The 12,296-nt window shown below is 64.3% G+C and carries 10 protein-coding genes; 7 read left to right on the top strand and 3 right to left on the bottom strand.

The genetic code is table 11. The annotated features are described in order from the left end of the window. Window positions 1-144 precede the first annotated feature (144 nt). From aspA to AC0MAZ_RS03135, 4 genes are all read left to right on the top strand, one after another. Window positions 145-1,569, top strand: coding sequence for an aspartate ammonia-lyase (gene aspA, locus AC0MAZ_RS03120; protein ID WP_475860132.1), 1,425 nt, complete (start codon window positions 145-147; stop codon window positions 1,567-1,569). Between the two features lie 296 nt (window positions 1,570-1,865). Then, on the top strand, window positions 1,866-2,858 hold the full coding sequence (locus tag AC0MAZ_RS03125; protein WP_475860134.1) for an AraC family transcriptional regulator: 993 nt from the start codon (window positions 1,866-1,868) through the stop codon (window positions 2,856-2,858). Between the two features lie 218 nt (window positions 2,859-3,076). Further along, complete coding sequence (locus tag AC0MAZ_RS03130; RefSeq protein ID WP_203649347.1) at window positions 3,077-4,117, top strand: histone deacetylase family protein; 1,041 nt, start codon at window positions 3,077-3,079, stop codon at window positions 4,115-4,117. A gap of 2 nt (window positions 4,118-4,119) precedes the next feature. Next, on the top strand, window positions 4,120-5,223 hold the full coding sequence (locus AC0MAZ_RS03135; RefSeq protein ID WP_203649344.1) for an extracellular solute-binding protein: 1,104 nt from the start codon (window positions 4,120-4,122) through the stop codon (window positions 5,221-5,223). 79 nt (window positions 5,224-5,302) lie between these two features. On the opposite strand, the gene pdxR is transcribed toward AC0MAZ_RS03135, so the two are convergent. Then, a complete protein-coding gene (gene pdxR / locus AC0MAZ_RS03140; RefSeq protein WP_203649341.1) occupies window positions 5,303-6,841 on the bottom strand; it encodes a MocR-like pyridoxine biosynthesis transcription factor PdxR in 1,539 nt (512 codons plus the stop codon). Window positions 6,842-6,931: 90 nt separating this feature from the next. On the opposite strand from pdxR, the gene AC0MAZ_RS03145 reads away from it, so the two are divergent. The 3 genes from AC0MAZ_RS03145 to AC0MAZ_RS03155 are packed head-to-tail and all read left to right on the top strand — an operon-like array spanning window position 6,932 to window position 8,698. After that, entirely contained in the window at window positions 6,932-7,561 is a 630-nt protein-coding gene (locus tag AC0MAZ_RS03145) for an FMN-binding negative transcriptional regulator (RefSeq protein ID WP_475860137.1), read from the top strand. Between the two features lie 11 nt (window positions 7,562-7,572). Next, window positions 7,573-8,019 (top strand): GNAT family N-acetyltransferase, encoded by a 447-nt coding sequence (locus AC0MAZ_RS03150; protein ID WP_203649339.1) that lies wholly within the window; start codon window positions 7,573-7,575, stop codon window positions 8,017-8,019. Window positions 8,020-8,026: 7 nt separating this feature from the next. Next, a complete protein-coding gene (locus AC0MAZ_RS03155; protein WP_475860139.1) occupies window positions 8,027-8,698 on the top strand; it encodes a GNAT family N-acetyltransferase in 672 nt (223 codons plus the stop codon). Between the two features lie 166 nt (window positions 8,699-8,864). On the opposite strand, the gene oadA is transcribed toward AC0MAZ_RS03155, so the two are convergent. Beyond that, entirely contained in the window at window positions 8,865-10,673 is a 1,809-nt protein-coding gene (gene oadA / locus AC0MAZ_RS03160; RefSeq protein ID WP_203649335.1) for a sodium-extruding oxaloacetate decarboxylase subunit alpha, read from the bottom strand. An 11-nt stretch (window positions 10,674-10,684) separates the two neighbouring features. Continuing rightward, a complete protein-coding gene (locus AC0MAZ_RS03165) occupies window positions 10,685-12,100 on the bottom strand; it encodes an acetyl-CoA carboxylase biotin carboxylase subunit (protein WP_203649333.1) in 1,416 nt (471 codons plus the stop codon). Window positions 12,101-12,296: the final 196 nt, after the last annotated feature.

Below are 12,296 nucleotides of genomic sequence, written 5' to 3' on the forward strand. Positions count from 1 at the left end.
CTCGATTGTCAATCGGCGTCACATCAAACCGTATGCCGTTTGTGCATAGGTTAGCGTGCAACAGCATTGGCCGCAAAATCCGGGCAGCCCTAGCATTGGCGCCATTCCGGCAGGTGCCGGGTCAAAATCGAGATGATATCCATCATGTCCTCCGCTGCATCGTTCCGCGTCGAAAAAGATCTGCTTGGTACCCTTGAAGTCCCTGCCGATGCCTACTACGGCATCCAGACTCTGCGCGCTGCCAACAACTTCCACCTCTCCGGCGTTCCGCTGTCGCACTACCCGAAACTGGTAGTCGGCCTGGCGATGGTCAAGCAGGCTGCTGCTGACGCCAACCGTGAGCTGGGGCACCTGAGCGATGCCAAGCACGCTGCCATCAGTGCAGCCTGCGCCCGACTGATCAAGGGTGACTTCCACGATCAGTTCGTCGTGGACATGATTCAAGGCGGTGCTGGCACCTCCACCAACATGAACGCCAACGAAGTCATCGCCAACGTCGCGCTGGAGCACATGGGCCACCAGAAAGGTGAGTACCAGTACCTGCACCCGAACAACGACGTGAACATGGCGCAGTCGACCAACGACGCCTACCCGACCGCGATCCGTCTGGGCTTGCTGCTGGGCCACGACGCCCTGCTGGCCAGCCTCGACAGCCTGATCCAGGCCTTCGCCGCCAAGGGTAAAGAGTTCGATCACGTACTGAAGATGGGCCGCACCCAGCTGCAGGACGCCGTGCCGATGACCCTGGGCCAGGAATTCCGCGCCTTCGCCACCACCATGACCGAAGACCTGCAGCGCCTGCGCTCGCTGGCTCCGGAACTGCTGACCGAAATCAACCTGGGCGGCACCGCCATCGGTACCGGCATCAACGCCGACCCGGGCTACCAGATGCTGGCCGTTCAGCGCCTGGCGATCATCAGCGGCCAGCCGCTGGTCCCGGCCGCCGACCTGATCGAAGCCACCTCCGACATGGGCGCCTTCGTGCTGTTCTCCGGCATGCTCAAGCGTACCGCAGTCAAGCTGTCGAAGATCTGCAACGACCTGCGCCTGCTGTCCAGCGGCCCGCGCACCGGCATCAACGAGATCAACCTGCCGGCGCGTCAGCCAGGCAGCTCGATCATGCCAGGCAAGGTCAACCCGGTGATCCCGGAAGCCGTCAACCAGGTGGCCTTTGCCATCATGGGCAACGACCTGGCGCTGACCGTCGCCGCTGAAGGTGGCCAGCTGCAGCTGAACGTGATGGAGCCGCTGATCGCCTACAAGATCTTCGACTCGATCCGCCTGCTGCAACGCGCCATGGACATGCTGCGCGAGCACTGCATCGTCGGCATCACCGCCAACGAACAGCGCTGCCGTGAACTGGTCGAGCACTCGATCGGCCTTGTCACCGCCCTGAACCCGTACATCGGCTACGAAAACGCCACCCGTATCGCCCGCGTCGCCCTGGAAACCGGCCGCGGTGTACTGGAACTGGTGCGCGAAGAGAAGCTGCTGGACGAAGAGATGCTCAACGACATCCTGCGTCCGGAAAACATGATCGCTCCCCGTCTGGTTCCGCTGAAGGCGTAACCCAGACCGCTGCAAACAGTCTCACCAGGTCGAGGGACTAGACACCTCTCAACCTTTCAAGGGCCCGAGCGCACGCTCCGGGCCCTTTTTTTGTACCTGCACTTCAAGCCATGCGCGCCCCCTGTAGGAGCGGCCTTGTGCCGCGAAAGGGCCGCAAAGCGGCCCCGCCGATCTTTGCGTCAATGCTGAAATCCCGGGGCTGCCATGCAGCCCTTTCGCGGCACAAGGCCGCTCCTACAGTCTCGGGCGGCACACAACTTGCTCCATTATCCGCTCAGCCCAATGGGACGCCGAGCATGCTGCACAGCCACCTCACCACCCTCAACGCGGTTTCGCTGATCCTCCAGGTGTTCCAGGAGGCCGGCGTCGACTCGCGGCAGCTGCTCGCCGGCAGCGGCATAGGCCCGGCGGACCTGGGCCACGCCGATGCGCGCATCACCACCCAGCAGGAGCTGCAGGTGTGCGCCAACGCCGTGGCCAGACGCGAGGACATCGGCCTGGAACTGGGCCGACGGATGCATGTTTCGTGCTACGGGATGCTGGGTTACGCCCTGCTCTCCAGTGCCACTTTGGGTGACGCCCTGCGCCTGGCGCTGAGTTACCCGGCACTGCTGGGAACAGTCTTCCAGCTGCGCCTGGTGGACGACGGCCAGCGGATCTGGCTCTGTGCCAGCGATCATTACGACGCCCCCGGCCTTGCCGCTTTCAACGCCGAGTTCTGCCTGGTGTCGCTGAAAGTGATCTGCGATGACCTTCTCGGCCGCCCGCTGCCGCTGCTGGCGGCGCGCTTCGAACACTCGCGCCCCGGCTACCACACGCTCTACGACGGTGCATTCCAGTGCCCGCTCGGCTTCGAGGCCGGCGATAACGCCTTCGCCTTCGAGCGCCGCTGGCTGGACATGCCGCTGCCGCTGGCCGACCCGATCACCCACAAGGCCATGGGCGAACGCTGCCGGCGCCTGAACCTGGAGTTCACCGGACGCCAGGCCTGGCTCGGGCGCATTCGCCAGTTGCTGGTCCAACAGCTGGATGCCGCCCCCGGGCTGGAGGGCCTGGCACGGCAGATGAACTGCTCGTCGCGCACCTTGCGCCGGCACCTGCAGGCGCTGGGCAGCAGTTATCAACAGCTGCTCGACGAGTTGCGCTTCGAACGGGCCAAGCAACTGCTGGCCGAAGACCAGATGCCGATCTATCGCATTGCCGAATCGCTGGGGTTCAGCGAGACGGCGAGTTTCAGGCATGCCTTCCAGCGTTGGAGCGGCGTGGCGCCCAGTCATTTCCGCGGGTAACTACGCCGGCCCTTTCGCGGGTAAACCCGCTCCCACAGGTACCGCGTCGGGCTCAAGATCAACGCCGCACCTGTGGGAGCGGGTTTACCCGCGAAAAGGCCGGAACAAGCAGCCTCGCACTTGGCCATATCAATCCCCTTTTGGCCGTTTGCATCGTTCTCCCTCCATTGGCCGCCCACCAGAATGGCCTCACGCCAGTCATAACCGGAGAACAACAAATGCTGACGGTCTATTCCGATGACCACCGCCTGCACCATGGCCGCTGCGAGCTGATCGACGGCCAGCTGATGCCCTGCTTTGAAATGCCCTCCCGCGCCGACCACGTCCTGGAGCAGGTGCAAAGGCGCAACCTCGGCCCTGTGCAAGGCCCCACTGATTTCGGTCGCGCCCCGCTGCAGCGCATCCACAGCACCGACTACCTGAACTTCTTCGAAGGCGCCTGGGCCCGCTGGGCCGCACTCGGTCACGACGGCGACCTGCTGCCCTTCACCTGGCCGGCGCGCACCCTGCGCCAGGTCAAGCCCACCGGCCTGCACGGCGAACTCGGCTACTACAGCTTCGATGCCGGCGCGCCGATCACCGCCGGTACCTGGCAGGCCGCCTACAGCGCAGCGCAAGTGGCCCTGACCGCCCAGGCCGCGATCCAGCAAGGCGCCCACGCGGCCTTCGCCCTGTGCCGCCCGCCAGGACACCACGCCGCCGCCGAGGTGATGGGTGGCTACTGCTACCTGAACAACGCCGCCATCGCCGCCCAGGCCTTTCTCGACCAGGGCCGGCGCAAGGTGGCCATCCTCGATGTCGACTACCACCACGGCAACGGCACCCAGGACATCTTCTACACCCGCAACGATGTGTTCTTCGCCTCAATCCACGGCGACCCGCAGGACGAGTTCCCGTTCTTCCTGGGCTATGCCGACGAGGTCGGCGAAGGCGCGGGTGAAGGCTGCAACATCAATTACCCACTGCCCGCCGGCAGTGACTGGGCGGCCTGGAGCGCAGCACTGGAAGCCGCCTGCCAGCGCATCGCCACCTACGATGCGGATGTACTAGTGATCTCGCTCGGCGTCGACACCTTCAAGGACGACCCGATCTCCCAGTTCAAGCTCGACAGCCCGGACTACCTGGAGATGGGCAAGCGCATCGCCCTGCTGGGCAAGCCGACCTTGTTCGTGATGGAGGGCGGCTACGCTGTGGAGGAAATCGGCATCAACGCGGTCAATGTGCTGGAAGGCTTCCAGCGCGCCCAGCCAGGAGCCTGAACATGGTCCGACTCAAGCGTCTGCTCGCCCCGCTCATCACCGCCGGCCTGCTCGCCGGCGCGCTCCAGGCCCACGCCGACCAGCGCACCCTGCGGGTCTACAACTGGTTCGACTACATCACCCCGCAGACCCTCACCGACTTCCAGAAGGACAGCGGGGTGAAACTGGTCTACGACATCTTCGACACCAACGAGGCGCTGGAGGCCAAACTGCTGACCGGCAACTCCGGCTACGACGTGGTGGTGCCGTCCAATGTGTTCCTCGCCAAGCAGATCGAGGCCGGCGTGTTCCAGCCGCTCGATCGCACCAAGCTGCCCAACTGGCAACATCTGGACCCGGCGCTGATGAAGCTGATCGAGGCCAACGATCCCGGCAACAAGTTCGCCGTGCCCTACATGTACGGCACCGTGCTGATCGGCTTCAACCCGGACAAGGTCAAGGCCGTGCTCGGCGACAACGCTCCGGTGGACAGCTGGGACCTGATCTTCAAGCCGGAGAACATCGCCAAGCTCAAGCAATGCGGCGTGGCACTGCTCGACTCGCCGTCGGAGATCCTGCCGCTGGCCCTGTCGTACCTGGGCCTGGACCCCAACAGCGGCAAGCCGGCCGACTACCAGAAGGCCCAGGACCTGCTGCTGAAGATTCGCCCGCATGTCACCTACTTCCACTCCTCCAAGTACATGGCCGACATTGCCAACGGCGACATCTGCGTGGCGGTGGGCTATTCGGGCAGCTTCTCCCAGGCCGCCAACCGCGCCCACGAGGCGAAGAACGGCGTAGTGGTGGACATGCGCCTGCCCAGGGAAGGCGCACCGATCTGGTTCGACATGCTGGCAATCCCGAAGAATGCCGCCAACCCGGAGGATGCCCATGCCTTCATCAACTACCTGCTGCGGCCTGAGGTGATCGCGCCGATCAGCGATTTCGTCGGCTACCCGAACCCGAACAAGGATGCGACCGACAAGGTCAGCCCGGCGATCCGCAACAACCCGAACCTGTACCCGACGGCGGAGGCGATGGCCAAGCTGTATACCCTCAAGCCGTTGCCGCGGGATGCCGAGCGGGCACGGACGCGGGCCTGGACCAAGATCAAGTCGGGAACCTGAGTCGACTGCTTCGCGGGTAAACCCGCTCCCACAGGTGTCGCACCATGCGAGGTACGGCATATACCCTGTGGGAGCGGGTTCACCCGCGAATAGGCCGCCAAGCCTTGCGCAGGCGCATCAACGCATCCGCGATCTGCGCCTCCGGCACCGCCGCAAACCCCAGCACCAGCCCCGCCCTTTTATCCACAGGCTCCTCGCTGTCCTCCAGCCAGTAGCTGCTCAGCGGATTGACCTCCACCCCCACCGCTTCCGCCCGAGCCACCAGGTCCTGTTCCTGCGCGAAGTTATCCACATCCACCTTCACATGAAGCCCCGCCGCCACCACCGGCATGGCCCCCAGCCCCGGCACATCCTGTGGCCAGCCAGCCTGGAGCACATTGCGCCGCGCCAGCGCAGCCCGGCGCATGCGGCGGACATGCCGCTGGAAATGCCCCTGGGCCATGAACTGCGCCATCACGCACTGGGTGCCGACCTCCGAATGGCGCACCGCCAGCGCCCGGCATTGACTGAACGCCTGCACCAGACGCCCGGGGAGCACCAGGTATCCCAGGCGCAGGGCCGGCAGGGCGATCTTGCCGAAGGTCCCCACGTACAGCACGCGCCCTTGGCGGTCCAGCGCGGCCAGTGGCGCCAGCGGCGCACCGCTGTAACGGTACTCGCCGTCGTAGTCGTCCTCGAGGATCCAGCCATCCTGGCGCTCGGCCCAGGCCAGCAACGACAGGCGACGAGCCAGGCTCATGGTGATACCCGTGGGGTACTGGTGGGCAGGCGTCACGTAGGCCAGCCGGCACTCGGGCATCTCGGCCAGTCTCGCGCAGTCCATGCCCTCGGCATCCACCGGTACACCCCTGAGCGTCGCCCCGGCCATCGCGAACGCATGCCCGGCAGCCCGGTACCCCGGGTTTTCCACAGCCACGCCATCGCCGGGCTGCAACAGCAGCTGTGCACAAAGGCTGATGGCCTCCTGCGCGCCACTGGTGATCACAATTTGTTCAGCCGCGCAGTAAAGCCCCCGCGAGCGTCGCAGGTAGGTGGCAATCAACTCGCGCAGCTGCCACTCACCCGCCGGGTCGCCATAACCCAGCATCGCCGGGTCGGGATTTCGCCAGAAACCCGCTTGCAGCTTGGCCCACACCTCGAACGGGAACAGGTCGAACGCCGGCACACCCACGCGAAAAGCCCTGGGTGCCCCGCCCCTGGGCAGCGGCAAATGATGATTTTTCAGACGTTGCAGGGGCTCGCTGATGACAGCCTGACTGGATAAATCCTCAGTATCCGCAGTGCGAAATGTGGATAAGTCTGTTGATAAACCCAGGGATAACCCTGTTGATAATTGTGTGGATAGTTTCGGTAGCTGGCTCACATAGGTGCCATCGCCGACCCGGCTCTCGATGAAGCCTTCGGCATACAGCTGGTCGTAGGCCCGCACCACGCTGTTTCGCGACAGCGTCAGCATCGCCGCCAGGTCGCGGGTGGCCGGCAACCGCGTGCCGCTGCCCAAACGCCCATCCAGAACCCTGGCGCGCAAGGCATGGTAGAGCTGCTGGCTCAGCCCGCGGCGGCGGTCCAGGACGATACCCGTGGGGTCGAAAGGCAGAGGATGGCAACGTTCGATCATGTCATTGGACCTATGAAAACAGCCGTGAATGGCTCTTACCCAGAGCCAATAGCCTGCCTAGCATGGAGCCATTCAACAAGGACATCCAGCATGTACAACAACAAGCCCCACCAGGAACACGACCTCGACCGCCTGCACCGGCACATGCTGCAAACCCGCCTGGCGCTGCTGGTCAGCCCGGGTGAACAGGGCCTGCTGGCCACCCACCTGCCCGTACTGGTCGAGACCGGCGAAGGCGAGTTCGGCACGGTCTACGCCCACCTCGCTCGGGCCAACCGCCAGTGGCAGGACCTGGAGCAAGGGGGCGAGGCGCTGCTGGTGTTTCCCGGTGCCGATGCCTACGTCAGCCCGAGCTACTACCCGAGCAAGGCGGACAACCCCAAGGTGGTGCCGACCTGGAACTACCTGGCTGTGCACGCCTACGGCCCGGTCGAAGTTATCCACAACGCCCAGTCGTTGCTGGGCATCGTCACCCGCCTCACCGAACGCCATGAACAACACCGCAACGAACCCTGGAAAGTGTCTGACGCCCCCAGCGACTACCTCGACAGCATGCTCCGCGCCATCGTCGGCATCCGCCTGCCCATCAGCCGCCTGCAAGGTGCGCGCAAGCTGAGCCAGAACCGCTCGGCGCAGGACATTGCCGGCGTGCGCGAAGGCCTCGGCGCCAGCAATGACCACCTGGACAACCAACTCGCCGCGCACATGCGCGATCTCTGAAGGAAAAGCCCATGAGCCACGTTACCCTGCGCCCGGTCGGCGCCCACGATCACGCCGCCTGGCGCTCCCTGTGGCAGGCCTACCTGCGCTTCTACCAGACCGAACTGGCCGACGAGATCTACCTCAGCTCCTGGCAACGCCTGCTCGACCCCAACGAGCCCACCCATTCGACCCTTGCCTGGGTCGACGGCAAGGCAGTGGGCCTGGTCAACTTCATCTACCATCGCACCAACTGGAGCATCCAGAATTCCTGCTACCTGCAGGACCTCTACGTGGACAGCGAGCAACGCGGTCTGGGTATTGGCCGCCAGTTGATCGAGCATGTCTACGCGACGGCCAAGGCCGCCGACTGCACGAGGGTGCACTGGCTGACCCATGAGACCAACGCCACCGCCATCAGCCTGTACGAACAGGTCGCCGAGCGGCCAGGCTTCATTCAATTTCGCAAAGCACTGTAGGCCGAAGATGAACGACGCATTGAACTGGAAGCCCGCCGGCACACCCAAGGCCGACCCTATCGAAGGCCGTTTCATCCGCCTGGAAAAGCTCGATCCGGCCCGCCATGGCGACGACCTCTGGAAAGTACTGCAAGGTCCGGGTTCGGACCCGGTGCTGTGGGACTACCTGCCCTACGGCCCGTTTGCCGAGCGCGCCGGCTTCGACCACTGGCTGCAAGGCAACGCCGCCAGCCGCGATCCGCTGTTCTACAGCGTGATCGACCGCGCCAGCGGCCAGGTTCAAGGCATCCTGAGCTACATGTCGATCGTCCCGGAACAGGGCCGCTTCGAGATCGGCCACATCGCCTTCGGCGCCGCCATGCAACGCACGCCGAAAGGCACCGAGGCGGTGTACCTGCTGGGTAAACTGGGCTTCGAACTGGGCAATCGCCGGCTGGAATGGAAATGCAACGACGCCAATGCCCGCTCCAAGAGGGCGGCGGAGCGCTTCGGCTTCGTCTTCGAGGGCGTGTTCCGTCAGCACATGGTGGTCAAGGACCGCAACCGGGATACGGCGTGGTATTCGATTACCGACGGCGAATGGCCGGCGGTGGCGGCGGGGTTCGAGCGCTGGTTGAGTGTGGATAACCAGCAACCTGAAGGTCAGGTGCGAACCTTGGAGACATGCCGTCAAGGCTGAGTCTTGCTCAAACCTCACCGGCCTCTTCGCGGGTAAACCCGCTCCCACAGGTTGGGCGCCGACTCTGTGGGAGCGGGTTTACCCGCGAAGGGGCCGGGAAACCCAGCACAAAAAAAGGGGAGCATTCGCTCCCCAGAGGTTAACCGCTTGCAGATGAAGGCTTCTGTCAGCCTTCGATCTCGATCAGGATCTCGCCCGGGGTTACCCGGTCGCCCTTGGCCACGTGGATGGCCACGACCTTGCCGGCGATGGCCGCCTGGACTTCGGTCTCCATCTTCATCGCCTCGGTGATCAGCACTGCCTGGCCGGCCTTGACCACATCGCCTTCCTTGACCAGCACATCGACGATGTTGCCCGGCATGGTGGTGCTGACATGGCCCGGTTCGCTGGCCTGCTTGCGCTTGCTGCCGCCACCGCCGACGAAGTCGTTGAGCGGCTCGAACACCACTTCTTCCGGCATGCCGTCGATGGACAGGTAGAAGTGGCGCTTGCCTTCGGCCTTGACGCCCACGCCGGTGATGTCGACGCGGTAGGTCTCGCCGTGCACGTCGATGACGAACTCGGTCGGTACGCCCTCACCGCCCACCGAGCCCACCGCGCCGGCTTCCGGAATCGGCAGCAGGGCTTCGGGCTTGAGGGTGCCGGCTTCGCGCTCCTCGAGGAACTTGCGGCCAATGTCGGGGAACATGGCGAAAGTCAGCACGTCTTCCTCGGAGTGCGCCAGGCTGCCGATATCGGCACGCAGCTTGGCCATCTCCGGCTTGAGCAGATCGGCCGGGCGCACGTCGATCACTTCCTCGCTGCCGATGGCCTGGCGGCGCAGCTGCTCGTTGACCACGCCCGGAGCCTTGCCGTAACCGCCCTGCAGGTACAGCTTCACTTCGTTGGTAATGGTCTTGTAGCGCTCGCCGGCCAGCACGTTGAAGAACGCCTGGGTGCCGACGATCTGCGAGGTCGGGGTCACCAGCGGCGGGAAGCCGAGGTCTTCACGCACCCGCGGGATCTCCGCCAGCACTTCGTTCATGCGGTTGAGCGCGCCCTGCTCCTTGAGCTGGTTGGCCAGGTTGGAAATCATCCCGCCCGGCACCTGGTTGACCTGCACGCGGGTGTCCACGGCGGTGAACTCGCTCTCGAACTGGTGGTACTTCTTGCGCACGGCGTAGAAATACAGGCCGATCTCCTGCAGCAGCTCCAGGTCCAGGCCGGTGTCGAACTCGCTGCCCTTGAGCGCGGCGACCATCGATTCGGTACCCGGGTGGCTGGTGCCCCAGGCGAAGCTGGAAATCGCGGTGTCGATATGGTCGGCGCCGTTTTCCACCGCCTTGAGCTGGCACATCGCGGCCAGGCCGGCGGTGTCGTGGGAGTGGATGAACACCGGCAGCGACTGCTCGGCCTTCAGCGCCTTGACCAGCTCGCCGGTGGCGAACGGGGTCAGCAGGCCGGCCATGTCCTTGATCGCCACCGAGTCGCAGCCCATGGCTTCCATCTGCTTGGCCTGCTGCACGAAGGCATCGATGGTGTGCACGGGGCTGGTGGTGTAGGCGATGGTGCCCTGGGCGTGCTTGCCGGCGGCCTTCACCGCCTCGATGGCCACGCGCAGGTTACGCACGTCGTTCATGGCGTCGAAGATGCGGAACACGTCGATGCCGTTGACCGCCGCCTTGGCGACGAAGGCCTTGACCACGTCGTCGCTGTAGTGGCGGTAGCCCAGCAGGTTCTGGCCGCGCAGGAGCATCTGCAGGCGGGTGTTGGGCAATGCGGCGCGCAGCTTGCGCAGGCGCTCCCACGGGTCTTCCTTGAGGAAGCGCACGCAGGCGTCGAAGGTGGCGCCGCCCCAGACTTCCAGCGACCAGTAGCCGACCTTGTCGAGCTTGTCGCAGATCGGCAGCATGTCTTCGGTGCGCATGCGGGTAGCCAGCAGGGACTGGTGGGCGTCGCGCAGGATCGTGTCGGTAACAAAGATTTTCTTGGACATTGTTCGGTTCCTCACAGGCCTGCGTGCGCGGCGATGGCGGCGGCGATGGCCAGGGCCAGCTCTTCGGGTTTGCGCTTGATCGAGTAGTTGGTCAGTTCAGGGTGGCTTTCGACGAAGCTGGTGTTGAACTGCCCGCTGCGGAATTCCGGGTTGCGCAGGATTTCCTGGTAATACGCGGCGGTGGTCTTCACCCCCTGCACGCGCATGTCGTCCAGGGCTCGCAGGCCGCGGTCCATGGCTTCTTCCCAGGTCAGTGCCCAGACCACCAGTTTCAGGCACATGGAGTCGTAGAACGGCGGGATGGTGTAGCCGGTATAGATCGCCGTGTCAGTGCGCACGCCGGGGCCGCCGGGAGCGTAGTAGCGGGTGATCTTGCCGAAGCTGGGCAGGAAGTTGTTCTTCGGATCTTCGGCGTTGATGCGGAACTGCAACGCGAAGCCGCGGTGCTGGATGTCTTCCTGCTTGATCGACAGCGGCAGGCCGGAGGCGATGCGAATCTGCTCGCGGACGATGTCGATGCCGGTGATTTCCTCGGTGATGGTGTGTTCCACCTGCACCCGCGTGTTCATTTCCATGAAGTACACCTCGCCATCGGCGAGCAGGAACTCCACGGTACCGGCGTTCTCGTAGTCCACCGCCTTGGCTGCGCGCACCGCCAGGTCGCCGATATAGGCGCGCTGCTCGGGGGTGAGCTGCGGGCTCGGAGCAATCTCGATGAGCTTCTGGTTGCGGCGCTGGATCGAGCAATCGCGCTCGAACAGGTGCACCACGTTGCCGAAGCTGTCACCGAGGATCTGCGCCTCGATGTGCTTGGGGTTGACGATGCATTTTTCCAGGAACACTTCCGCCGAGCCGAAGGCCTTGGTGGCCTCGGAGATGACACGGGGGAAGTTCTGCTCCAGCTCTTCACGGCTGTTGCAGCGGCGGATGCCACGCCCGCCGCCACCGGAGGTGGCCTTGAGCATCACCGGGTAACCGATGCGGTCACCCTCGCGCAGGGCTTCATGGATATCGGCGACGTTGCCTTCGGTGCCGGGGGTGACCGGGACACCGGCCGCGATCATGGTGCGGCGCGCTTCGGTCTTGTCGCCCATGCGGCGAATGACATCAGCGGACGGGCCGATGAACTTGATTCCACGTTCGGCGCAGATTTCTGCCAGTTCGGCGTTTTCCGACAGGAAACCGTAGCCTGGATGCAGGGCATCGCAGCCGGTCTCGACAGCAAGGTTCACCAGCTTGCGCGGGTTCAGGTAGCCGGCCAGGGGCTCGGCACCGATGCTGTAGGCCTCGTCGGCGCGCTTGACGTGCAGGGCGTGACGGTCGGCGTCGGCATAGATCGCGACGGAGCGAATGCCCATCTCGGCGCAGGCACGCACGATCCGAACTGCGATCTCACCCCGGTTGGCGATCAGGATTTTTGTTATCACTGGAGTCTTCCCAAAGCCGTAGGAACAGACGATCCGGTTTTACCGGTCGGCGCGTGACCAGACGTCGCTGGCCAGTCGCATATTCACCCTAGCGCTGAAGATCGATAAACAAAAATCAATATTTGTTAGGGGCAGTATTAGCAAAAGCTTATAGTGAGGTAACAAGGTTTTGCCGGAGCCCCGGAAAAAATGCGTA

The sequence above is a fragment of the Pseudomonas sp. A genome (genome assembly GCF_056270345.1).